Annotated in this window: 20 protein-coding genes and 1 tRNA gene; 9 read left to right on the forward strand and 12 right to left on the reverse strand. The window is 60.3% G+C overall.

Annotated elements, in window-relative coordinates:
- Window positions 1–30: 30 nt before the first annotated feature.
- From rpiA to ACUIAF_RS08395, 4 genes are all read right to left on the reverse strand, one after another.
- Window positions 31–729 carry a ribose-5-phosphate isomerase RpiA gene (gene rpiA / locus ACUIAF_RS08380; RefSeq protein WP_015022313.1) on the reverse strand — a complete coding sequence of 233 codons (699 nt, stop codon included), beginning with the start codon at window positions 727–729 and terminating at the stop codon, window positions 31–33.
- A gap of 106 nt (window positions 730–835) precedes the next feature.
- Entirely contained in the window at window positions 836–1831 is a 996-nt protein-coding gene (locus tag ACUIAF_RS08385; RefSeq protein WP_445338557.1) for a ribonuclease H family protein, read from the reverse strand.
- A gap of 83 nt (window positions 1832–1914) precedes the next feature.
- Window positions 1915–3588 (reverse strand): phosphoglucomutase (alpha-D-glucose-1,6-bisphosphate-dependent), encoded by a 1674-nt coding sequence (gene pgm, locus ACUIAF_RS08390; RefSeq protein ID WP_445338559.1) that lies wholly within the window; start codon window positions 3586–3588, stop codon window positions 1915–1917.
- Between the two features lie 62 nt (window positions 3589–3650).
- Window positions 3651–4745, reverse strand: coding sequence for a diacylglycerol/lipid kinase family protein (locus tag ACUIAF_RS08395; RefSeq protein WP_445338560.1), 1095 nt, complete (start codon window positions 4743–4745; stop codon window positions 3651–3653).
- Window positions 4746–4965: 220 nt separating this feature from the next.
- Here ACUIAF_RS08395 and ACUIAF_RS08400 point away from each other — a divergent pair, with 220 nt between their 5' ends.
- The 7 genes from ACUIAF_RS08400 to ACUIAF_RS08430 all read left to right on the forward strand — a co-directional run bounded on the left by ACUIAF_RS08400 (window position 4966) and on the right by ACUIAF_RS08430 (window position 11131).
- Window positions 4966–5643 carry a serine dehydratase beta chain gene (locus ACUIAF_RS08400; RefSeq protein ID WP_110417582.1) on the forward strand — a complete coding sequence of 226 codons (678 nt, stop codon included), beginning with the start codon at window positions 4966–4968 and terminating at the stop codon, window positions 5641–5643.
- A 12-nt stretch (window positions 5644–5655) separates the two neighbouring features.
- The gene (gene sdaAA / locus ACUIAF_RS08405) at window positions 5656–6531 is read left to right on the forward strand and encodes an L-serine ammonia-lyase, iron-sulfur-dependent, subunit alpha (protein WP_445338562.1); all 876 of its coding nucleotides are present in this window, start codon (window positions 5656–5658) and stop codon (window positions 6529–6531) included.
- A 174-nt stretch (window positions 6532–6705) separates the two neighbouring features.
- Window positions 6706–7992 carry a serine--tRNA ligase gene (gene serS, locus ACUIAF_RS08410; protein WP_110417580.1) on the forward strand — a complete coding sequence of 429 codons (1287 nt, stop codon included), beginning with the start codon at window positions 6706–6708 and terminating at the stop codon, window positions 7990–7992.
- Between the two features lie 90 nt (window positions 7993–8082).
- Window positions 8083–8170 (forward strand) — tRNA-Ser (locus tag ACUIAF_RS08415).
- A gap of 166 nt (window positions 8171–8336) precedes the next feature.
- Entirely contained in the window at window positions 8337–8834 is a 498-nt protein-coding gene (locus ACUIAF_RS08420; RefSeq protein WP_045935686.1) for a hypothetical protein, read from the forward strand.
- A 115-nt stretch (window positions 8835–8949) separates the two neighbouring features.
- On the forward strand, window positions 8950–9444 hold the full coding sequence (locus ACUIAF_RS08425) for a YbaK/EbsC family protein (RefSeq protein WP_445338564.1): 495 nt from the start codon (window positions 8950–8952) through the stop codon (window positions 9442–9444).
- Between the two features lie 127 nt (window positions 9445–9571).
- A complete protein-coding gene (locus ACUIAF_RS08430; RefSeq protein WP_232347090.1) occupies window positions 9572–11131 on the forward strand; it encodes a ClC family H(+)/Cl(-) exchange transporter in 1560 nt (519 codons plus the stop codon).
- Window positions 11132–11141: 10 nt separating this feature from the next.
- Here the strand turns inward: ACUIAF_RS08430 and ACUIAF_RS08435 are convergent, their stop codons facing one another.
- On the reverse strand, window positions 11142–11753 hold the full coding sequence (locus ACUIAF_RS08435; RefSeq protein ID WP_445338565.1) for a Type 1 glutamine amidotransferase-like domain-containing protein: 612 nt from the start codon (window positions 11751–11753) through the stop codon (window positions 11142–11144).
- A gap of 172 nt (window positions 11754–11925) precedes the next feature.
- On the opposite strand from ACUIAF_RS08435, the gene ACUIAF_RS08440 reads away from it, so the two are divergent.
- Complete coding sequence (locus ACUIAF_RS08440; protein ID WP_445338567.1) at window positions 11926–12660, forward strand: hypothetical protein; 735 nt, start codon at window positions 11926–11928, stop codon at window positions 12658–12660.
- 8 nt (window positions 12661–12668) lie between these two features.
- Here ACUIAF_RS08440 and ACUIAF_RS08445 read toward each other — a convergent pair whose 3' ends face one another.
- Complete coding sequence (locus ACUIAF_RS08445; RefSeq protein WP_015022301.1) at window positions 12669–13370, reverse strand: LuxR C-terminal-related transcriptional regulator; 702 nt, start codon at window positions 13368–13370, stop codon at window positions 12669–12671.
- Window positions 13371–13468: 98 nt separating this feature from the next.
- Window positions 13469–14782 (reverse strand): PspC domain-containing protein, encoded by a 1314-nt coding sequence (locus ACUIAF_RS08450; RefSeq protein ID WP_445338568.1) that lies wholly within the window; start codon window positions 14780–14782, stop codon window positions 13469–13471.
- Window positions 14783–14895: 113 nt separating this feature from the next.
- Between ACUIAF_RS08450 and ACUIAF_RS08455 the strand changes: the two genes are divergently transcribed.
- Window positions 14896–16821 carry a PspC domain-containing protein gene (locus ACUIAF_RS08455; protein ID WP_445338569.1) on the forward strand — a complete coding sequence of 642 codons (1926 nt, stop codon included), beginning with the start codon at window positions 14896–14898 and terminating at the stop codon, window positions 16819–16821.
- Between the two features lie 349 nt (window positions 16822–17170).
- Here ACUIAF_RS08455 and ACUIAF_RS08460 read toward each other — a convergent pair whose 3' ends face one another.
- The 5 genes from ACUIAF_RS08460 to ACUIAF_RS08480 form a co-directional block, all read right to left on the reverse strand.
- A complete protein-coding gene (locus ACUIAF_RS08460; RefSeq protein WP_445338570.1) occupies window positions 17171–18727 on the reverse strand; it encodes an alpha/beta hydrolase family protein in 1557 nt (518 codons plus the stop codon).
- A 44-nt stretch (window positions 18728–18771) separates the two neighbouring features.
- Window positions 18772–19428: a DUF4125 family protein gene (locus ACUIAF_RS08465; RefSeq protein ID WP_445338571.1), complete on the reverse strand. Its 657-nt coding sequence runs from the start codon at window positions 19426–19428 to the stop codon at window positions 18772–18774.
- Between the two features lie 12 nt (window positions 19429–19440).
- On the reverse strand, window positions 19441–21480 hold the full coding sequence (locus tag ACUIAF_RS08470; RefSeq protein WP_445338572.1) for a DUF4037 domain-containing protein: 2040 nt from the start codon (window positions 21478–21480) through the stop codon (window positions 19441–19443).
- 353 nt (window positions 21481–21833) lie between these two features.
- Window positions 21834–22190 (reverse strand): hypothetical protein, encoded by a 357-nt coding sequence (locus ACUIAF_RS08475; protein WP_445338573.1) that lies wholly within the window; start codon window positions 22188–22190, stop codon window positions 21834–21836.
- The gene (locus ACUIAF_RS08480) at window positions 22183–23385 is read right to left on the reverse strand and encodes an AAA family ATPase (RefSeq protein ID WP_046323265.1); all 1203 of its coding nucleotides are present in this window, start codon (window positions 23383–23385) and stop codon (window positions 22183–22185) included. Before ACUIAF_RS08480 ends, ACUIAF_RS08475 begins: the two co-directional genes overlap by 8 nt.
- Window positions 23386–23517: the final 132 nt, after the last annotated feature.

Below are 23517 nucleotides of genomic sequence, written 5' to 3' on the forward strand. Positions count from 1 at the left end.
CCAACCAGCATGGGGGATGGTTGCTGACGCTCACTTGTTGGCGTTGGTCATGACCCGGGGTCCGTTGGGGTCGCCCACGATGACTGTGTCGACCATGTTGAGGAAGAGGCCGTGCTCCACGACACCCACGGTGGTGATCAGGTCCTGGGCCAGATCCTGCGGGTGCTCGATCCGATCCAGATGCAGATCGATGATGTGGTTGTGCTCGTCGGTCAGAACCGGCTGCCCCTGGCCGTCCAGCCGCAGTACTGGGTTGTAGCCGCGCTCCTTGAAGCGATCCAGGACGTGGCGCTCGCCGAAGGGGATGACTTCCACTGGCAGGGGGAAGCGGCCGATGGTGTCGACCACCTTTGACTCGTCCACAATCCAGACGATCTTTCGAGAATTGACGGCCACGATCTTCTCCCAGAGCAGGGCTGCGCCGCCGCCCTTGATGCCGTTGAAGTCCTTGTCGACCTCGTCGGCCCCGTCGATGGTGACATCAATGTGATCCACCTGGTCGATGTCGACGATGTGGATTCCGTAGCCTTCAGCCTGCTCCTTGGTCCGCCGGGAGGTGGTCACGCCGGTGAACTCCAGGCCCTCCTCCTTGACGCGCCGTCCCAGTTCATCCACGAAGAACCGGACCGTGGATCCGGTGCCCAGTCCAGCGGTCATGCCGTTCTCGACCAGCTTGGCTGCTTCGATGCCGGCGGCCTTCTTCAGTCTGTCCTGCTCGGTCTTGTCCATACACGCTCCTTCATGCCCGCATGCACTCAACGACTGATGTCTGCGGGTCTTGTTGATTCAGGTTCACTCCAGTGTAGACGATGGCCCCTGACGGTCCATGAGGCGTTCAGTCTCTTACCTCGATGGCGTGCAGACGGAAAGGTGCTTCATGGATGGTCACGTAGCCGTCAGGGTCGATGTCAGCGTCCAGATCGATGCTGCCGACGATATGCAGGTCCTGTCCAGTGAACATGCTGCTGCCGGACGGAGGTGGCATGATACGGATGCGGCCGCTGGCTCTCAGCCCCCGAGTGCCGGAATCCTTGGTCTCGAGGTCAGGCGTATCGGCGTCCGTGGTGTCCTTGGAATCCGGTGAGAGTTCGTCTTCCTGACCATCGGCTACGTCAGGATCGGGTATGCCATCGTCTGCGTCGGCTGTTGCTTCCACAGATTTGGCCTGCTCGGCATCCACCGCTTCGGACTCGACGGCGGTTTCGGCCAGCTCTTTCTGCTCTTCCTGATCCAGGCGTACCTTCTTGCGGCCCAGCTCGTCCAGGACTTGGGGTCCTCCGTCCAGCTCATCCTCGACTGTGGGCGGAACCTGGGTGCCCTTGGCATAGGGTGAGGCCAGCAGCGAGCGCCAGCCCTCGATGGGCAGACAGCCTTCCCGGTCGCCCTTGCCTGCAGCTGTGGCATAGCCGCGGGCCAGAGTGTCAACTTTCTCATTGAAGGTGTCGCCGGCATGGCCCTTGACCCATACAAACCTGACCGATCCCTGCCGCGCCTGGATCTCCTGGTCGATGGCTTCGATCAGGGGGCGGTTCTTGACCGGCTTGCCCTGGGAGTTCTTCCAACCTTTCTTCTTCCATCCGGGCACCCAGGTTGTGGAGCAGTTGATGGCGTATTGGGAGTCGGTTTCGATGACCAGCGGGCGCTCGCCTGGGTGGGCGCGCAGGGCCTGCAGCACAGCGCATAGTTCGCCGATTTGATTGGTACCGTTGCTTGCGCCGCCTGCATCCGCGTCACCGCCCTGATGGTCGGCCCAGGCCCAGCCCATGGGACCGTTAGGATTGCTCAGTGCGCTGCCGTCGGTGGAGACGACCAGATTCTTGTCATTGGTCATGGTTCCAGTTTAAGCAAGAAAATTGAGAACCCCCGCGCCAGTTATGACTGGTGCAGGGGTGGGGATGCGACCCTGTCTGCAGTTCAGCCCAGGGCCTTGGCGACTACATGGTCGGCGTCGTCCAGAACCTGGTCCAGGGCTTCAGGGGAAACGAAGGATTCCGCATAGACCTTGTAAATGTTCTCAGTGCCGGAGGGGCGGGCGGCAAACCAGTTGTTCTTGGTGGTCACCTTGATGCCTCCGATTTTGGCCGCATTGCCCGGGGCCTCGGTCAGCTTGGCAGTGATGGGCTCGCCTGCCAGGGTGGAAGCCGTCACATCGTCGCCGTTCAGCCGGGTGAACTTCTGTTTCTGCTCCAACGTTGTGGGGGTGTCCACCCGCTTGTACCAGCTTTGGCCAAAGCGCTCCACTTGCTCCTGGTGGAGCTGGGCCGGATTCTTTCCCGTCCTGGCGGTGATTTCGGCAGCCAGGAGGTCAGGGATCAGCCCGTCTTTGTCAGTTGTCCAGACACGGCCGTCCCGGCGCAGGAAGCTCATCCCGGAGCTCTCCTCGCCACCGAAGGCCACCTCGCCCTTGAAGAGGGGGTCGACGAACCACTTGAAGCCCACAGGCACCTCGATCAGCCTGGCGCCGATGGAGGCAGCCACGCGGTCGATCAGGGAGGAGGAGACCAGGGTTTTGCCGATGCCGGCGCCTTCGGGCCATCCGGGGCGGTTGCCGGAGAAGAGGTATTCCACGCATACGGCGATGTAGTGGTTGGGGTTCATGACACCGGTCCCTGGGCAGACGATGCCATGCCTGTCAGCATCCGGATCGGTGCCGCCTACCAGGTCGTAGGAGTCCCAGGCTCCGGCGTTGAGGCGATCCACCAGACCCTTCATGGCATAGGGGGAGCTGGGGTCCATTCGGATCTTCCCATCGTGGTCGATGGTCATGAACCGCCAGGTCGGATCCACCTCCGGGTTGACGACGCCAATGTTCAGACCGTACTTTTCATTGATCAGCGGCCAGTAGTTGACCGAGGCCCCGCCCAGCGGGTCGATGCCCAGGCGGACCCCTGAGGATCTGATCAGATCGAAGTCGATGACATTGCCCAGGTCGGCCACGTAGTGTTCCCGGTAGTCGAAGCGCTCAACCAGGTCGGATTTGATGGCATCCTCGAAGGGAATCCGCTTGACCCGCCTGTAGTCGCCCAGAAGCTCGTTGGCCCGTTGTGCTATGGCGTTGGTGGTTTCGGCCGGAGCAGGACCGCCTGTGGGCGGGTCATACTTGAATCCACCGTCTGTGGGCGGATTGTGGGAGGGAGTGACCACGATTCCGTCGGCCAGGTCCTTGCCGGAGAAGCGCTGGGTGCCGTCGGCCGCCCGGTTGTGTGTCAGGATGGCCTGGGAGACGGTGGGGGTGGGGGTGTAGTCATCATTGGCATCGATGCGCACCCGGACCCCGTTTGCGGTCAGGACCTCGATGGCCGTCTTCCAGGCGGGCAGGGAGAGGGCGTGGGTGTCGCGGCCCAGGTAGAGCGGTCCGGTGACCCCGTCCTTGGCCCGCTGTTCGGCTATGGCCTGGCTGATGGCCACGATGTGGGCCTCGTTGAAGGATGTGGTCAGGGCGGAGCCGCGATGCCCGGAGGTACCGAAGGACACCCGCTGGGAGGGAATGGAAGGGTCGGGGACGAGATCGTAGTACCTGCCGATCAGATCGTCGACGTTGATCAGATCTTCTGGGCTGGCAGGCTTGCCCGCATTCTGTGCTGTCATGGCTTCCATCATGCCACCCCGGCCTGAGAAAGCGGACAGAGGAGCAACAGGCTCTTTCAGTCTCAGTCGGACTGGGGCACCCGCACGTCCAGGGCCCGGCGCTCCACGCTGAGTGCGATGTGGCGGGTCTCGCCCAGAATGTCGCCGTCCACCTGGGCCAGGGCGGGCTTCTCCAGGCGGATCTCCGCCTTTGTCCCCTGCAGCTGGACGATGGTGGAGTTGGTCGACAGGGGGCTCTGGCTGGACTTGCGGGTGATGGTCTGATGCATGACATCCCCGAAGAGGTTGGCCCAGCCGATCAGGCCGGCGGAGGTGTCGATGATCTCGAAGTCCAGGATGCCGTCATCGTAGGAGGCGTCGGGCATCAGGGAGAACCCCGGAATCTCCCCGCAGTTGCCGGCCATGAAAGTACGGAAGGTCACTGAGGTGTTGGTCTGCGTGACCTGGTCGGGCCGGGTTATGGCGATGTCGGCGGTGTACTTGGGTGCGAACAGATGCTTGGCGCCGCTGATGAAATAAGCCAGCCAGCTGACGGTCTTCTTCAGGTTGGGGTCGGTGTCGTCAATCATCAGAGCATCGAAGCCAATGCCGGCGATGATCAGGAAGGCGTGACCATGGCCTTGGTCCTGATCGTCTGCGTCAAGCAAGGCCATGCGGCCCACATCCACCTGGGTGGATCCGTGCGAGGTGGCCACGGCCAGGGCAGCGTCCAGATCGCCTACGGGAATGCCCATGTTCCGCGCGAAGAGGTTTCCGGTCCCGATGGGGATGATGCCCATGACATGGTCGCTGGAAGCCATGGCGCTGGCTACGGTGCGCACTGTCCCATCCCCGCCCACGGCAACGACTACGTTGGCTCCACGCTCCAGTGCCATGCGGGCACAGGCCCTCCCGTCCCGATCCAGCTGGGTTTCGATGAAGCTGAACTCGCGAATGCCCTTATCCCGGCAGTATTGCTGGATGCGCTCGCGGGCGGCGGCTGCCTGGGGCTTGGAGGGGTTGATGACGAAAGCGTAGCTGAGCTGGTCGTCGTCCCGGGCCAGGATCTGCATGGCGAACCTATGCCGTCTTTGGGCTCGGACGATCAGCACCACCGCAGTGACGACAATGGCCGCCGCTGCCAGGATGGTGAGGATGACGACCGCTGGAATTGGCATGACTCTATTTTGCGCGCCGTGCCGACCCGCAGCCCTTGGGCGTGTCCGACGTGAACGAACCCTCTACAGCAATCACGCTGACAGTATGAGCGGATTGAGTAGTGAAAACCGTAAAGTTAAGATGGCACTCGGTCCATGTGGTCCCTTCGGTCTGGAGTTGCAACGGCTTCGTGCGCTGGAAGTCCGGGAAAACCCGGGGGTATGGGAAGAGGAGGCGGGCATGGATAAGTACAAGAGTGTGTTCGACATCATAGGCCCCATCATGATTGGCCCCTCCAGCTCGCACACGGCCGGGGCGGTGGCCATTGGACGGGTTGGCCACATCCTTGCAGGAGGTGTTCCGAGCCGTGCTGATATCCATTATTATGATTCTTTCGCTCGCACGCACAGCGGCCACGGTACCGACTATGCCATCATCAGCGGCCTGCTGGGTTTTGCGCCTGATGACCCCCGAGTGCCTGATGCCATCGGCATCGCCCGTAGGCAGGGTATGGATTTGACCTTCCACGAGGAGGACGAACCAAGTCCCATCGACCACCCGAACACCGCCATCCTGGACTTGCAGGGCCCAGCCGGTCGGGTGATTTACGCGGCTTGTTCCATCGGGGGCGGGACCATTGAAGTGCGGCGTATCAACTTGGATGGCTGCCTGATCACTCCTCCAGGGCTTCTGCCCATCCTATTGGTGGAACTGGATGAATCCGAAAACGACGCCGGTCGGCGATTGGAGCGCATACGCGATCTGCTTCGGGAGGAGGGCGTGACCAAGCAGACCAGGTATGAACCCGAGGGTCCGGCCGGCATGGCGGTGTACGAGTTCGATCTGGACAATCCGCTTTCCGCGCAGCGGCAGAAGCAGATTGCGGGTCACTCGTCCCGGATGATTTATATCGACTAGGAGGCATGGCGCATGTTCACTTCGATCGCTGAACTCGTGAGTATGGCCGAAGGGCGCGGCTCGTCGATATCCGAAGTGGCCATTGACGAGGAGGTGCGACGTTCGCACCAGACCCGCGAACAGGTCTGGGAGAGAATGGCCAGGAACCTGCAGGTCATGCAGGCTGCCGTGGCCAGGGGGTCCCAGGGCGATGGCGTATTTTCCAAGACTGGGCTGAGCGGTGGTCAGGCGGCTCTGCTGGAGCATTACCGGAAGACACGAACCAGCCTGAGCGGCGATGCCATCCTGCAGGCCGTCGAGGCCGCCATGGCTACCAATGAGGTCAACGCGGCCATGGGCATCATCTGTGCTACCCCTACGGCCGGCTCCTCCGGGACCCTGCCCGGAGTGCTCACCGTGCTCAGGAACCGACTGGGGCTGGATGACGATGGGCTGATCCGTTGCCTGTTCACGGCAGGGGCTTTCGGACTGGTTACGGCTAATAAGGCGATGATCTCCGGAGCCACAGGTGGCTGTCAGGCCGAGGTTGGCAGCGCATCCGGCATGGCCGCTGCTGCAGCGGTTGAGGGTGCAGGGGGCGATCCCAATGCCAGTGCTCAGGCCTTCGCCATAGCCATGAGCAACCTGCTGGGCCTCGTCTGTGATCCTGTGGCTGGGCTGGTGGAGGTGCCTTGCGTCAACCGCAACGCCATCGGCACTGCCAACGCTTTGATCGCTGCTGATATCGCCTTATCGGGTGGCGTCAGCAGGATCCCGCCCGATGAGGTCATTGCAGCCATGAAGTCCATCGGCGAGAGCATGCCCTCATCACTGAGGGAGACCGGCATCGGCGGGCTCGCGGGCACCCCCACCGGCAAACGGTTCCGTAAGACTGTATTCGGCAAGTGATGCGGGGTAGGCGCATATGCATATCAGGGACGATCGGTTCCCGTCCGTCTTCCCGTCCTTCTTGCTCTTTTCGGCTGGGTCGGCGGCCGGACCGGTTGCAGCAGAGGTCATAAGGCCCGGAATGAGGTGTGCGGGGCCGGTTTTCGTGTCCCCTGAAAGTCATAGAATTCAGATATGTTAGATATCAGGTTCATTCAGGAACATCCGGATGTTGTCCGTGAATCACAGCGCAAACGTGGCGAATCGGTCGAACTCGTCGACGAAGTGCTGAAGGCGGACAGCGAGCGCAGGGCTGCGCTCCAGGATTACGAAAGCCGCAGGGCCGAGCAGAAGACCCTCGGCAAGCGTATGGGTTCGGCCTCTCCTGATGAGAAAGCCGACCTTCTGGCCCGGACCAAGAGCATGTCGGACAAGGTGAACGCCTGCAAGGCAGCCTCCGACGAGGCCAACGCCAGGTACACCGATTTGATGTGGAAGTTCAGCAACGTAGTGGAGCCCGAGGCACCCGAGGGCGGCGAGGACGACTACGTGGTGGTCAAGAAGATCGGCACTCCGCGCGACTTCGCCAAGGAGGGCTTCGAACCCAAGAACCACCTGGACCTGGGCGTGGGCGTGGCCGGCATCGATATGCGCAGGGGCGTCAAGGTCTCCGGATCCCGCTTCTACTTCCTGCGCGGGGATGTGGCCCGGCTGGAGATTGCCATGCTGACCATGGCCGTGGACCAGGCCATGGAGCATGGATTCATTCCTACGATCACCCCCACCTTGGTCCGGCCTGAGGTCATGGCCGGCACCGGCTTCCTCAATGCCCATGCCGACGAGATCTATCGCCTGCGTGAGCCCGACGACCAGTATCTGGTGGGCACCTCCGAGGTCTCCCTTGCAGGCATGCACGAGGACGAGATTCTGGATCTGAGCAAGGGTCCGTTGCGCTACTGTGGCTGGTCCAGCTGCTACCGGCGCGAGGCTGGCTCCGCCGGCAAGGACACCATGGGCATCATCCGCGTCCACCAGTTCGACAAGGTGGAGATGTTCGTCTACTGCAAGCAGGAGGACTCCCGCGACCAACACCAGCAGCTGCTGGCCATGGAACAGGAGATGCTGGCCAAGGTGGACGTGCCCTACCGGATCATCGACACCGCCGCAGGAGACCTGGGATCCTCGGCTGCGCGCAAGTTCGACTGCGAGGCCTGGGTGCCCACCCAGGGTCGCTACCGCGAGCTGACGTCAACCTCCAACTGTACCGAGTACCAGGCCCGCCGCCTCAACGAGCGCGAGCGGCTGGAGGACGGCTCCACCCGTCCTGTCAGCACCCTGAACGGGACCCTGGCCACCACCCGTTGGCTGGTCGCCATCCTGGAGAACCACCAGAATGCCGACGGCTCCATCGTCATCCCTGAGGCCATGCGCTCCTATGTGGGCGGCAAGGAGGTCATCGAGCCCAAGACCTGGGAGGCCTGAGCCGCCTCTGCCGAGATTGGTCGACATTCCGCTGCTGGTTGGACGGACCTTGTCGTAAGATGAGTGGCGTGCCTGATCGGCACGTCTTATGGACAGGTGTCTGAGCGGCCGAAAGAGACGGTCTTGAAAACCGTTGTGGCGCAAGCCACCGCGGGTTCGAATCCCGCCCTGTCCGCCAGGTGGATGCCCCGGAGCTCATTCCGGGGCATTCCTGTATTCGCTGAAATCCCCTGTTTGCAGAGCGGTTTGGGCTGGAACCTGGTGCCTACAATGATGGATGGTAGCCATGAGTAATCACGCGAGCCGACCCTTGGGCGCCGACTCTGCAAGGGAAAGGTCGGGTCGTGGATCAATTCATCGCCATTGTCTCTCTGATCGGGGATTGGCTGCTCTTTACATTCCCGCTCTTCCAGGGGCTGATGGAGCTGCAGGAATATCAGGAACTCCTGGACGACTTTGATCAGCTGAGCAAGAACTGGGATGAGGTCTCGCCTTGGTGGTGGCTGGTGCCCATCGTCAAGATTCAGCTGGAGCGCAAACGCGGACATGAGATTCTCCGTCAGGCTACCAGGACCAGATCGGAACGTCGACGGGCGCTGAGCTTCCTCGACCAGGCGACCGCCTGGTACTTCGTGTCGGTTGCAGGCTGGCTGAAGATGGTTTCCTCCTCATATGAGCTGCTCGAGACATACGAAGCCAAAGAGAACATATGGCTGTTGGTTCTTCTGATTGTTCTGCTGACCTCCGGCGGTCTCTTCAATGCCTACTACCGCATAGACAGGAAGCGGATAGGCCAGAAGGAGAAGGAGCTGAAGCCCGACTCGGAAGTGGCCAACGACTGACGAGACGCCCATGAATTCAGGAGACAGCGGCACTCAACCTGCGGCCAGAGCAGACCGTGGCGTTACAGGCGATATGGGCCAGAAGTCAATAGGCTCAGGGGACAGGATGGTGCCTGTGTCTGTGCAAGAGCTGCTGGACGGTTTGAGAATCGATTGGCGCGTCGTTCAGCATCCGCCCTTGGATACCATCGATCAGGGTATGGAGCTCGGCATTGCTGATCTGCTGGGGCTCTCTGTGGAAAACTTGTCCAAATTCCTGCTTCTGGAGGATGCTGGAGGTCTGCTGATACTCCTGGTAGTCAGGGGTATCAGGCGGCCGGATCTGCGCCAGGTGCGGGAAGTGGTCGGATGCCGGAGGCTGCACATGGCCTCGGCCGCCACCCTGCGCCAGTGCCTGGACACGGTGCCGGGGCGGGTCTCGCTGCTGGATTTTGTGGATCGTCGGGGTCAGGTAGATACCGTCGTTCTGGATGGTAATCTGACTGCCACAGATGAACAGACCGCTTTGCCGCTGGGCTCCGACGAAGTGTCTGTCTGCCTGCCTGGCTCCTGCCTGCCGGATCTTGCTCGGAAGTTGGCATCCCAGGTCTTCATACTGCCAGAGAGTTGAAGCCGTAGGCTCATCCATTGCTCCTGGTCTCTGCCCTGAGAGATGCTGGAAACCGTTGTGCGCAAAGGAGGGAAGGAGCAGGCCGGTGAGGCTGAATCTATCTTGGAGAGGACCGTCGGCAGATGAGATGGATCAGTCCCATCATTTCGATCCGCTGCAGGTGACCAGGCCGAGCCGTACCAGCCGGTGGCTGGTGGCGTTCAGGGCCGCCTGTTGTGGACTGCTGGTGGGAGTGCTGGTGGTGTTTTACAGGCAGGGCATCGGCTATGGCACCAGGTTCGCGCGATGGGCCTACGCACAGATGCGTGACCAGCCCCTGCTGATCCTTCCTTGGTTGCTGGCCGCCCTGCTGGTAGGCCTGGCCCTGGCCTGGATGATCGGCCGGGTTCCCATGGCCTCCGGCTCCGGTATTCCCCAGGTCGAAGGAGTGGTCATCCACGGCATGCGCATGCCTGCCCTTCCTGTGCTGGGCGTACGATTCCTGGGCGGTCTGGCCTGCGGCATGTTCGGCCTGTCCCTGGGGCGCGAGGGACCCTCGGTACAGATTGGCGCGGCTGGTTCCCAGCTGGTTTCCCGAGGATTGCGCCGGGGCCGTGTGGAGGAGACCTGCCTGGTGACCTCCGGTGCGGCTGCCGGTCTGTCTGCAGCATTCAATGCGCCGCTTTCAGGGATGGTCTTCGCCCTGGAGGAGATCCACCGGTCCTTCTCTCCCATGATTCTTCTTTCGGCGGCCATGGCCTGCCTGAGTGCTGATTTCATCGCCAAGAACCGCTTCGGCCTGCGTCCGGTCCTGGACTTCACCGCTATGCCACAGCTGACCATCGGCCAGTATCTGCTGATGATCCCCCTTGGGCTGGTGGCAGGTCTGGTGGGAGCTGCCATGAACCGCCTGCTGCTGGGTGCTCAGAGTCTTTACAGCCACCTGCCCTCGAAGCTGGGACCGGTGGTCTCCCTCATACTGGCCCTGCCCGTCGGATTGCTGCTGCCTGCCGTCCTGGGTGGCGGCGAGGACCTGATCGGCAAGGCGGAAGGCGTTCGCGAGCTGGCCTGGTCAGTGGCCGTCAACCTGCTGGTCCTGCTTCTGGTCAAGATGCTCTTTACGGCCAGTTCTTTTGGCAGCGGCGCCCCCGGTGGTATCTTCATGCCCATCCTGGCGGTTGGCACGCTGACCGGGTCCCTGTGCGGTATGGGTGCAGCCGCCTTTGGAATGCCCGTTCGAATCATTCCGGTCTGCGCGGTCTGTGCCATGGCTGGCACCCTGACGGCCTCGGTCAAGGCTCCCATAACCTCCATCCTGCTGACGGTGGAGATGTCCGGCTCCCTGGTTCATATGCTCCCCGTGGCCTTATGCGCCTTCACGGCCCTGATGGTGTCTGACCTGCTGGGTGTCGAACCTATATATGAGGCTTTGCTGGAGCGTTATCGACGTGGACGTGCTCCCGATGCCCAGGTTCCTGAAAGGGTCACTGTGGAGTTCCCTATAGAGCACGGCAGTCCGGCGGCCGGTCGTCTGCTGGGACAGGTTCCATGGCCCCACGGATGCGCCGTAATCGGTCTTCGCCGGGGCGAGCATAGGCTAATTCCCGCTGGTGATCTTCGGCTGCTTGCTGGGGATGGTGTCATCCTGCTCTGTCCTGGTGATCGTCTGGATCAGGCCCGCCAGGTCATGGAAGGCCTCTGTCGCTGACGGGTCTTCTTTAAAGGATGGTCAAGCACCGTCCGTGGACTGCCACGGCCTGGGTGTTGCTGATGGCCACTATGGGTCCATCGTCGCCGTAGCGGTCCAGAATTTTCCTGGTCACCTCGGCGAATGGTTCGGAATCGAGGTGGGGGAGGAGACGGAAGTCCACCAGGCCCAGCCCGACGGTGGAGTCCAGATCAGGGGCGGCAGAGCGTGGATCCATGGCATCCAGGAAGCCTATATCGGGACCGGTCACCACAGCGCCGGCCGATTCACCGATGTAAGGTTTTCCCTGATCCACCTGCTGTTTGATCAGATCAGCAGCGCCTGAGCGACGCAGTTCCTGTAGTAGGAAGAAAGTATTGCCGCCGGACAGATAGATCAGGTCGTCATCCTCCAGGCTCTGGCGTATGGTCTCCGCATCCGCGGTCGAGACTTCCAGGTTGTCAATCCGGCAACCCATGTCGGTGAAAGCCTGGCGAGCATCCTGGACATAACCATCCGAACGCTGTGGAAGATTGGCCGTTGGGATGAAAGCCACCGTATGATTCTTGGGCGAGTCTTCGAGGAAGGCGGGCAGCCTGTCAGCGGTAGCGGAGAATGATGATGTGAGCAGCAGCCGACGCATGACGGCTCCTTTCGTGCCGGGCGGGACTTCCGCCCTGGGCAGGTAGCAAAACGTAAAATCCTACCAATACTGGCCCCAATATATCCATGCAATGGCCTCCACCTAGTGATTGACCACATATCGACTGGAATCTGCCGCAGGCCCTGTAGGTCCAGATGTTTATTCTGGGGGCATGGCAAAGCAACATCAGGAGTTCCTGCAGGAATCGGGCCAAGACATCTTGAGTGACATGTCTGGTTATGATTTCTCCGGCAATGAGAGGTTCAGCGATGACCGTCCCGATCCCGCAGCTCCCGGCGGCAGCATTCTCTTCGCTCTGCCTGGGGCTCTGGTGGATTGGGACCCGCGTAGAGCCCTGGTCGGGCAGTACCCTGACGGGGTGGTCGATATGGTGCTGGACCCGGAGGACCCTTGGAGTTTCGCCTGTGTCAGCAGGCAGATCAATCTGGGCGTGGATCCGCAGCAGGCACTGGCCGACTATGAAACCACTCACGGGCCTGCGGTCGCCTGGGTAATTCGCGTTTGTTTGGAAAACTACACTCTGGCCGTGAAGGGCCTGCTTCCCGGAGCATCAGATCTGCTGGGGGATCTGCGGCGAGCTGGCCTGACCCTTTGGGGTCTGGCGGCAACGACCAGTCAGCTTGTTAAAGCGGTATCCGAGACCCTTTCGCCGCTCTCTGCACTGAAAGGTGTCCTGATTTCATCCCAGGAGCATCTGGACCTCTCCGACCCGCTCTTCTATCGTCTGGCCCTACGTCGCTTCGCCATCAGCCCAGGGCATACGATCTTCGTTGATGCGGATCCTGAGCATGTTGCCATGGCTGACCGACTAGGCATGGAGGGAATAGTTGCCCATGACATCAGCAGTCTGCGTCGGCTTCTTCGTCAGCGCGGTATCGCCTGCTGAGCGGACGTTCAGACGATACGGCGGTCTGCGGCCCAGCGGGTCAGTTCGGTTCGGTTGGATAACTGGAGTTTGCGCAGGACGTTGGAGACATGGCTCTCAACCGTCTTGATGGAGATGAAAAGCTCGGAGGCCACCTCGCGATAGGTGTAGCCGCGGGCAATCAGGCGCATGACTTCCTGCTCGCGCGCGGAGAGTCGATCCAGTTCGTCGTCTTCTGCCAGTCCGGCATCCGCTGCCTCGTCCTCCTGGAAGGCGGAGAGCACGAATCCAGCCAGCTTGGGGGAGAAGACAGCGTACCCTTCGTGAACCTGGCGGATTGAGGAGACCAGGTCCTTGGCGGAGATGGTCTTGGTCACGTAACCACGGGCTCCGGCGCGGATGACCGAGCCCACGTCCCTGGGCGAGTCGGATACGGAAAGGGCCAGAAAGACCGACTGCGGGGAGAGGGGATGGGAGCGGCTCAGGATTTCGGCGCCCCCGCCGCCCTGGCCACCGGGCACGTGCACATCCAGTAGAACCACATCGGGCCGTGTCTGCCTGACCATAAGGATGGAGGATTCCACGTCTGCCGCCTGGCCCACGACATGAAAATGCGGCTGCAGGGTGGTGATGACGCCGGTGCGGAACATCTCATGGTCGTCGACGACGGCTACACGGATGCTTGCGGGCCCATTTCCGGCTTGATGGGGCTCTGCTGCAGTCGTGGTCATGGACGTGGTTCAGCCTGCCTTTCCCGACGCGGGTCCTCAAGTGCAGGTGGGATTGGACCGGCATGCGTCTGTGAATGAATGGTTCACCATGCATCCTATCATTGTGGGCTATCAGTCCCTTTTTCGGCCTGACCAACCGTGCCCTCCTGATGCTGGCTGGCCTCGGACAGCGGCATATGCATTCTGACCTCGGTGCCCCAGCCGGGACGGGAGACGATTTCAACCCTGCCGCCACGCCGACGAATCCGTCCGATGATGGACTCTCGGATTCCCAGACGGTCAGCTGGTATCGCATCCATATCGAAGCCCGATCCGTGGTCGCGCACGTAGACCTCAACCTGATTCCTGCGGGCCTCGCAATAGACGGAGATGGGTTCTCCGCCGTGGGTGACGGCATTTACCAGGGCCTGCCGGGCCGCGTTGAGCAGGGCATCGGTCTGGGCGCAGGGCATGGCGTCGCCTACGGTGACCACCTCGATCGGCTTGCCGGATTCGTCCTCCACCTGTGCGGCTATCTGGCTCAGCCCTGTGCTGACTGACCGGTCTGAGGGGGTGCGTTCCTGATAGAGCCAGTTGCGCAGATCGCGCTCCTGGGATCGGGCCAGAGAGAAGACGGTATGCGGATCGTCGGCATGCAGCTGGATCAGAGCCAGGGTCTGCAGGACTCCATCATGCAGGTGAGCTGCCATATCGGCCCGCTCCTCCTCGCGTTCCTTCATGGCTCGTTCATCGCCCAGCTGGCTGAGGATCGAGCCGACCCAGGGCACGACCACTGCGGTCACGCCTACAAGAAGCAGGCCGGCCAGGACTATCAGGGTCAGGGCCCAAGGCAATTCCTGGGTGGACAGCAGGAAGATTACCGCAGCCGACAGGATCAGGGCCAGGCTTCCGATCAGGGCCGGCAGGTGGTAGCCGGTTCCTTGGTTCTCCGGCCTCACCCAGGCCAGGACAAGTCCAGCGCAGAAAAGCAGGCAGGGGACGACAAAGGCGGGGCGCATACCGCTGCTGAGCAGAATGACTGCGGTCAGCAGGAGGATGATGCCCAGGCCTGCCAGCAGTCTGGTTACCCGCCCGGGAGTGATGCTGTGATCCTCCTTCTGACCTGGTTGCCCAGTAAGGATGCTGGGCGCCAGCGGGGCTGACCGCGGATCATGCGGTTGGACTGCCTGGGTGGGATCGCCCTGGGGAAGTGTCAACCAAAGAAAGCAGTAGACCACGCAGGTGATCATTTTGGGAGCCAGGAGAACCATGACCAGGCGTATCCAGAAGACGGGGATACCAAGGTGCAAACTGACGCCCTTGCAGACTCCGCACAGGATCCTGCCCTTGTGCGGCCTCATCAGGGGCATGCGCGCAGGGTGCAGAGGAGGCGGTTCCTTCAGCGTTTGTTCTTCCTGCATGGTTGCGTTCATGCTTCCATTATCGTTTTCGGACGGTGCCGATAAGGCAGTAAGGGGAAGAAATCAGGGTTGAATCAGGGTGTTCCCCCATAAGATTTGCGCTCGCTGGGTGTTGTAATGAAGACATGAGTAGCGACATGAACGGCAATGGCCCTGATAACGGCTGGCGGTGGAAGTCCGACAAGTTCTTCCGCGCCTGCAGGGAGTCCTATCTGATCCGCGACCAGGGATGGATCGGCGGCGTCTGCGTAGCCTTGGCCCGTCGGCTGGGCTGGAGCGTAACCCTGGTCAGAGCGCTGATGATTTTGGCGGTCTTTCTCTTCGGCGCCGGTGCTGCCTTCTACGGTTTTGCCTGGTTCGTCTTGCCGGACCGGCGTGGGGTCATCATTGCCCAGGAGCTGATTCACGGGATTTGGCACGCTTCCATGGTGGGCATCATCATTTACTGGCTGCTGGCAATCCTGATTCCTGGAGTCGGAATCTTTTCCCTGGGAGTCGGAATCTTTTCCCTGGCTTTGGGTGCGTTGATCCTGTATCTGCTCATCCGGTGGAGCCGCAACAAGGCCCTGGAGTATCAAAGAGGATACTGGGCTGGGCCGGATGCCGGCAGGCCGGTTTCGGGCGATCCGTGGGTGATGGGACCGCAGTATTCGGAACGGCCGAGTGGTGCAGGTTCGCAGCGGTATTCGAATCAGCCTGAGTACCCTAGCTTTTCGGGGTATGAGGGATACCAGGATTACACAGGGACGCGAAGCAATGCACAGACAGCAAGTGATGCGAGCTCGGAAGGATGCAAGGATCAGCCAGAGCATTCCGATTCGTATGGAACTTCGGAGCAACAAGGGGAGGTAGCCTCTCCTGGACCCATCTCTGAGACAGAGGATTCGGCAAACGCCGGCAGCGATTCTAATAATACGCAAGATGGGGGCAATCCCAGCGCTGGTGCAGCTCCCGGAGGTTGGACGGGGGCAGAAGGCCCTGCAGAACCTGCTGGGAACATGAATCAGTCGTATGGATTCAGTGCCTGGCCGGGCTATGGCACAGCTGGGTCATTCCCGACAGGGCCGGGAATAGCCCGTCAGGGTCCGTCGGTTCCGCCCCGGCTGAGGCGTCGTCCCGCCGGACCTGTGCTGGTCAGTCTTCTGTCGGGACTGATCCTGGTCTCCGGAGCAGGGGTCTGGTGGATGGCCACGAACCCCTATCGCGGATTGAATGCGACCTTGGCCTACGCTCTAATCTGGGCTGGAGGCGTCACGCTGACACTTGGCGTGGTCATACTGATCCTGGGCTTGATGGGCCGCAGGTCAGGAGGATTGACTCCCATTGCCTTTATGGCCTGCCTGGTTGTCCTGATTCTGGCTACCGGTTCGGCCATACCAGGCATTGAGCAAACCCAGAACCGCAGGAGCTTGGCCGACTACGCCACAGTTCAAGTTAACGGCAACAACTATGGGCGCTCGTTGGGGGCGAGCAGTGCGGACATGAGGCGTTATCGCCGCGGCACCGCGCTGGTCGGAGACCCGCAGGATCAGGGAAGTGCCGTCATTGACCTGACTGGTTATGAGCGGGAACACGGCACCCATCGTGTTCAGATTATGGATGATGCGGTGAGTACAGTCTCAGGCTGCCCGACGGGCACCGTGCGCCTGGCTGTTGCCTATGCTGACGTTCGCTTGCTCATTCCTAAAGGATGCAGTTTGTCCTATAGGGAACACACCGACCTCTACAGGGTCTTGGGATCAGGCGCGGCTGACTGGATAACCGAGACGGAACAGGGAAACCGGATGTGGTGGGGCAATACGTCGTCATCAGCTGAACGACGCAATTGGGAGGAAGCCCTGCGAGCGTCCAAGGAGGATCAGTGGCATATGCCCGACGATCCCGAATTGATCGTCGAAGCCAATCTCATGGACGGTGCACGGGTCACCGTGCAAGCCCAGGGGAGTGCTACCCAGCCGAAGCGGGCGCAGCTCTACAGCGGCTCGATCAATGAATATTGGGATTATAGCTACAATCCATGGCAGTTTGGGGAGGATCAGGAAGATGACTGATATGCAGCAACCAGAGGGAGGCCAGCCGCTGGATCGTCAGGAGCGCGCCACCAAGGTCATGCCGGTTGAATCACAGGCACCCCCGATATACCAGGTTCGGATGCAGCCTCCGGAGCCGGTCCGTCCTAGCGGCCCCAGCCTGCCTACCATCATTTTTGGCGCCCTGGTTGGACTTTTGGCTCTGACCATGTTGGCTCTTGGATTGGTCTTTCTGCGTTACGGTACGGATCTGACCATAGTCATACCCTGGCAGCGGATTATTCCATTGATTTTTGCCGGCCTGGGCCTGGTGCTGATTGGCGCGTCTGTGTTAGCCTGGCTGGCATCGGCAAGGCGCACCCGATCTGTCTCAAAAGACCAAGGTATTCCAGAAGATCAGGCTGCCAAGGATGGCCAGGGACCCCAGCAGGGTCAGGGTCAGGGTCAGCCAGTGGCCAGCACCGGCAACAGCCGGCTTGCCGTCGGATTGGCTGAAGATACAGGTCAGGGTGCTCGCCAGGAGCAGGATGAGTACCAGACACAGGATGGACAACAGGGACCAGCATGATGCCATCATCGAGGACAGATGCATAAGGCCAAACGCCCGGCGGACCACAGTAAAGGCATAGGCCAGCAGGGCAGTCATAAGTCCTGCGGCTAGCAGGCCTAGCGACCAGAGCCGTCCGGTCAGGCCTTTGCTGAAACCCGACTGTCGGTGGTCTTTGCCTCGAGTCCGCAGATGTGAGCTCAAGGCTCCAACCAAGGCAGATACAAGGGCGGCAGCCAGCAGAATGGGGCCACTGGCCATCAAAGTAAGCAGGGCGGTCAGCGAAGGCATCAACCCTGTATTCGTGTGCTTGGGCACATGATTGAGCTGATGGGGCTGGCTGCCGGCAATCATAGGAGTCGACCATTGATCGGCTTTGGTGCCCAGTGCCACGGCGTTGATCCAGTCTTCCAGATTATGGGTGTATCTGGGTTCCAGGGGCAACCCGGCCTTGGCCAGCCTGCTGCCGGTGCGGATCTGATGGTTGGTGGGATAGTAGCGCAGGGTCACGTTGTCGTTGCCGTTCGCGTGTGTTCTGCTGATGATTTCGCGCGCACCCTGCTCGACCGGCATGGAGACATCCATGGTGCCGAAGTTGATCATGACCGGCATCCGCAATCGGTCCAGATAGGGCAGGGAGGGGAAGTCGGCGTACTCCAGGCCCAGCAGGGAAAGGTCCATGCCCATGAGCCGGGGTATCACGTTCCGGATTCCCTTGGGTGCACCAATCAGGTCCAAATAGCTGGTGGCCGCCATGGCCATCTGCCGTCGTCCCGGGTAGACGGGAGGCGAAGTCAGGATGGAGAAGGCGATGCTGGGGTCCTTGGCGGTCATGATGGACGATATCCAGGTGCCCTCGGACTCGGCGTACAAGCCCACCTTGGTTGGATCCACGCCCGGCCAGGCGCGGAGACGATCAAGGGATTGTCCATAGTCGGCGGCCATGGCCTGATAGTCGCGGTGGAAGGTGGTGTAGGTGTCCAAACGCTTGTCGGGCACCAGGGTGGTGATGCCGGCCGAGGCCATGGCTGAAGCCAGGTCTCCATACACTTCGGAGGATTTGCCTGTTCCGGCGCCATGGATGAATAGGCAGGCTGGTCCGGTGCCCTTGCGGTCGCTGGGCTCTCTTACGATGGCCTGAATACGGACTCCACCGTCCAGAGTGATGCTGATTTTTCGCTCCTTGACCGGGTGGGTGCCCTCAGGAGTGGTGGGGCCCAGGCTTGAAGCGACGGCAGTGGAGCGGGTCGAGACCTGCAGATGGTCGTGGTAGGGTTCCACCTGCCAGTCCGGCGTCATGGCTTGGTTCACAAGGAGCATGACCAGCAGGATGACCACAAAGGAGGCGGCGGTAAAACCCGCCCGTTTCAGCTTTTGCACCCGTCAACTCTACCCGACCGCGTGACTGGTTGGTCAGATGAACCTCATGATTGTGGTTCAGGTGGTCGGTTCTGGGCCTGTTCGGCTTCGTCCAGGGTCTCAAAGCCGTTAAGCTGCACCGTGGCCAGGATGGTTTCCTCGGTCAGGTTGCCACCCCGCGCCTCGATCTGGTCCACCATGGACTGGTAAAGATCCAGCGTCCGGGCCGAATAGGTGCCGAGTTCGCCACGCAGATAAGTCTCGAAGGAGGTTGCCTCCGGCGTGTCCTCGCTGGTTCGCAGGACCCGCATCTCCTGACCTAGACGGGGGTAGCGCTCGCGGAAGTCCTTGGCCCAGGCCACTTGCCGGTCGATGATGCGCTCCTGCTGCTCCTGGCGATCCAGGCCCAGCCTGGGCAGGTAGGGGGCGATGCTGCTGTGGTACTGGTCCGGGGCTGTGGACTCCATCATCCGCCCGTACTTCTCGGTCAGCAGGTTGCGTCCCTGTGCGTCAGCCTGATCCAGGTCATCTGCATAACTGGTCAACAGGGTATGCGGCCAGGTCAGAAACTGGCTCAGGCGCATCTGGTGGAACATGGGCCAGTTGCCCTGACAGTTTGCCGGACCGCCTTCGTTGTTGACCTGCTGGAACTGCTCCCATTCGTGGCGGACGATCCGCTCGCGCAAGGATTCCTCATCCTGACATTGCTCGTCGTTTGCCATCTTTGGCTCCTTTCAGATGCTGTGCAGAACCGGATCGTCGCTGGAGATGTGGGCCTCGACATAGGGGCGCTGCCACTCCAGGAAGGTTTCCGGGCTGTTGGTCAAGCCCTCCGCTTGCAACTCTTCCACGATTCTTGCGCAGATGGACTCTACAAGCTTGGTAATGCGTTCGGCGGACGGCCGAGCTCCCTTGCCGCCTTCGCCAAAGCCTTGCCCTCCATAGCAGGCAGCTGAGGCCAGGCGCAGGATGTCCTCCAGTTGTTCGGTCAGGTCAGCCAGCCTGGTAGCCATTCGTCCGCTCAGTCGCCGTAAGGCCGCGAAGGTCCACTTGTAATAGGGTAGATAACCGACTATCAGCGGATTGTTGATCAGAAAGATCAGGGAGGCGCAGGCTTTGACGAATTCATTGATTGACAGCATGGCTGCAGCCCCGTCGCCCCGCTGCAGACTTCGCGGCAGGTTGTACTGGCCCGCCTGGGCGATCATGCCTAGCCGACGGGAGATCAGGCAGAAGCGTACATCATCGGGCATGGCCTTGAACCCCTGCCGGGTGGCCAGCATCCGTCCCAGAGGATCCGCGAAAATCCTGCCATTGGTGGCCGCAGCCAGCGTAGCCTCGTCCAGGAGCAGCCACTCGTGGGGGTGATCTTCCGGGGGCGCCTGTCGGTAGCCGGTCAGAGATTCGAAGAAGGCCCCGATCTCGAAGACGCCCACGCGGCGGTTGGCTCCCTTTGCCCTGACGCTGTCGGTTCGCGAGCCGAACCCCATGAATTCGGTGGGCAGGGCCTCGTAGTCCTTCTGCAGCTGGTCGCCGATGGCCTGGTAGTCTTCGCTGGTCAGCCACAGGCAGAAGCCCGGGCCGAAATCGTGATCCCGGGAGATGGCGTCGTCGAAGCCGTAGCAGTCCGAGCCATGGCCCATCAATCCCACGGCGATCCGACCGCGATACTGGGGGTATCGCTCCTCAAGCATGGGACGGCCCACTTGCTCCCAATAGGCCTTGGCCAGGTCCAGCCCTTGAATACCCGGGCGGGGGTTATGCTGATCGCTGTCTTTGTTCTGATTCCTGGCTGGGGGGCGATCTGAGTTGGTCTGCGTTTGGATGGACGCAGCTTCGTCAACCTGGTCGGATTGATCCCTGTCTCTGTTTTTCTCAGCAGCGGTCTGGGCCTGGTCCAGATTGGCCTTGGTGATCCGGTAGTAGTCGCTGCCCTTGCCGTACCTATCCTCAATGATGGCCAGGGCCTTGTTGTAGGTGTCCGCCGACTGTCTGAAGCGCCCGGTCATATAGCAGACCTGGGCAAAGCCTGCCAGGGCTGAGGCGTAGTGTGCGCTGTTCTCCAGGTGGCCGGTTCGATAGATGTCCAGGGCTGTTCGGGCCTGGTCCCAGGCCTCTTGCAGGGCCTGCGGACTGTCATTGCGCTGCATCAGCAGGAGGGCCAGATTGGTGTGGGTGGTGGCCAGGTCCAGATCCCGGGAAGGATCGGTGCTGGAATTCTCCAGTATGTCCATGGCTTGCCGCAGCTCCTGCTCGGCCTGGTCGGGTCGGTCGGTTTCGCTGTAGAGCATGGACAGGTTATTGTGCAGGGCCGCCAGCCGCCGGTCCTTGGGCCCAAGGGTTTTGGCTGCGGAGGCAAGCGCCTGCCGGTAGAGGTCTTCTGCCTGGTCGTACTTCTTGGCTGCCCGCAGGCCGGTGGCCGCATTGATCAGTGTGGTCGTCCAGGCCTCGGACCCCTCGATGCGCATGCGTGTGGCCAGCTCGATGGCGCGCTGGATCATCCACATATTCTCCTGATGGCGGCCCTGGGACCGGTAGAAGCCCATGGTTTCGTTGAGTACGGTCAACAGTCCGGCATCATCGCCTGCGTTCTCCGCATCCACCAGTGCCTGTTGCAGATAGGGTTCGGCCTGGTCGCGGGCCTTGCCTGCGCTGAAGATGGCATCCAGACCGTCCAGGAAGGATTGGGTGTCGAAGCTGCCGTCCGGTTGCATGTAGGACTGTTGGGGTTGTTTTTGCTTGCTGCCTAAAATCGGTGTCTGGTCCTGGCTCATTTGGCTCCCTTGCTGTCAGGGTATCTGTAGGTGCCGGTTCCTCGTGGAGCTCTAGCGCCTGGTCGCTTCTATCTATCAGTCTAGGCTGATGGTCTTTGATGGACTTTAGTCGGCTATGTCGCCTAGGTCACACCTGCTCGGTGCAGCTGTCTGAATAATCAACGAGTATCTCGGCCAAACATCGCTCATGGTTTTGGAAGTGATGGTTTCTTCGGTACTGCTCAATGACACGACAGAGCTCATCCGCATCGTTCCAATATTGGCGTAGGAAAGCATACTGCTTGATCTTGCGCAACCCCAGTTTCTCCTTGCAGAATTCGCTGGGTTTCATGTTATTGACATGCGTCCAGGCCCTATAAGCCCCCCTCTTTGATGATGGCCAGGATCTCGATCTCCGGACGGGTAGTCAGTGTAAATACACGGGCTTTAGACTGGTACAGAGACGACAAGTGAAAGCGCTCATTTGGCGAGTCAATAATACGGACGATATTCACGCACGAAGAACCATAAGTAACGGAAAGGAACCGTTCCTCGATATCCCTATCCTTCCGGCAGCGGGTATAAAGCCGACCAGTCTGCGGATCCTCAATAAGCGAATCTTTAGGAATGATCAGTTTTCCTTCTGCCAGCAGGAGTTCAAAGATGACGCTTTCGGCAGATCCCTCGCAGATAACCAAGGTAGGTTGGTTATATATTGCTTGACTATCCATGAACCGTATCCTTGACGTAGCTCCGCAGTGCGCTAATGGAAGCGGCTGAGGGTGCCGTTCCTTGCAAGGCACCTGACATGAACTGAACGCTCTTCTTCAGTTCACCGCGTGTGACAAGTTTGTTGTATCTGACCAGTTGGAATCCCGCGTTCTCATGTCTGACAGCGAACCAGATGTTGTCCTTTCTGGTGAAATGATCCAGCAATTCAGGGTAGTGCGTAGAAAAAACGAGTACTGCCCCATGCGGGTTAGTGGCGGGAGAGGAGAACAAATCGATGATGGCGAATACCAACTGCTTGTTTATGCTGTTTTCGATTTCGTCGAATAGTAGGTAGCCTCCTTGTGCAAGTGTTTCGATAGCATGCTGCGCCAGGGATGTTCCGCGAAATGTTCCCGCCGATATCATGGCCATAGCTTGTGAGGGATCACAATTACGTTCAAGCTTTTCGTTGCGGAACTTGATATGGAATTGGTGATCGCTTACTTCTAAGTGTTCGATGGTCGGATCGAATAGGCGCACCACTTGGGATGGAGGAGTGACGGGAATGGACATTTGCAGCGGATTTTGCAGACAGATGGTGACCATGGTCTCCTTGGCCCGCAAAATCCCGCTCATCAGAGAGCGATCGGGGGGTAAGAATCTCTTGACGTCCTCAGCCAGCTCCTTTTCGTCGCCGGACTTGTTCATTCCCCGAGTCGCTACAGTCACCCAGGATTCTTCATCGCCATCAATGGTTCTTCTCAAACGAATCTTGCTCAGGCTTCTGCCCGCATACTGGCACAGCCGTTCCTTTTCAAAAACCAAGGGAGAGTCGGCGGTGGCCTCGTTCTGACCTGCGCGTCGAAGTGTGGCATTGAGTAGCCAAGCATCGCCGTCTTCTTCGAAGATAATGCGTGCTGTAATCGTAGGCTCAAGAATGTCCATCAGCGAATCGATGGTGGAGCGTTGAGTACCCAATGAGGCGCCCCTGGCAATGTTGATGATTAGAGAAAGTAGGCGTAGATCAGTGGTTTTGCCGGAGGCATTGATGCCGGAGATGCCAATGGCTGTGACGATGCCAAGCGGTGAGGTGGTGCCCTGAAGGCGATGGGTGAAGCTGCCATCGGTAATCCTATCCTCGGCGAACAGGATCATGCGTAGTGCGCCCTTGTCGTATAAACGAAGTCCTTTGAGGTCAAAGGCTAAGATCCGCATTATGCTCCTTTGAACAGAATATTTGTTTATATGCTACACCTGAATGTTGGTGATTGGTTATTATGTGCCGAGGAACCTCAATATTAATGCAGCAGGAAATTTCAGAATCGTCGGGGCTGTGATCCTTGAACT

The organism is Bifidobacterium sp. ESL0822, from assembly GCF_052606675.1.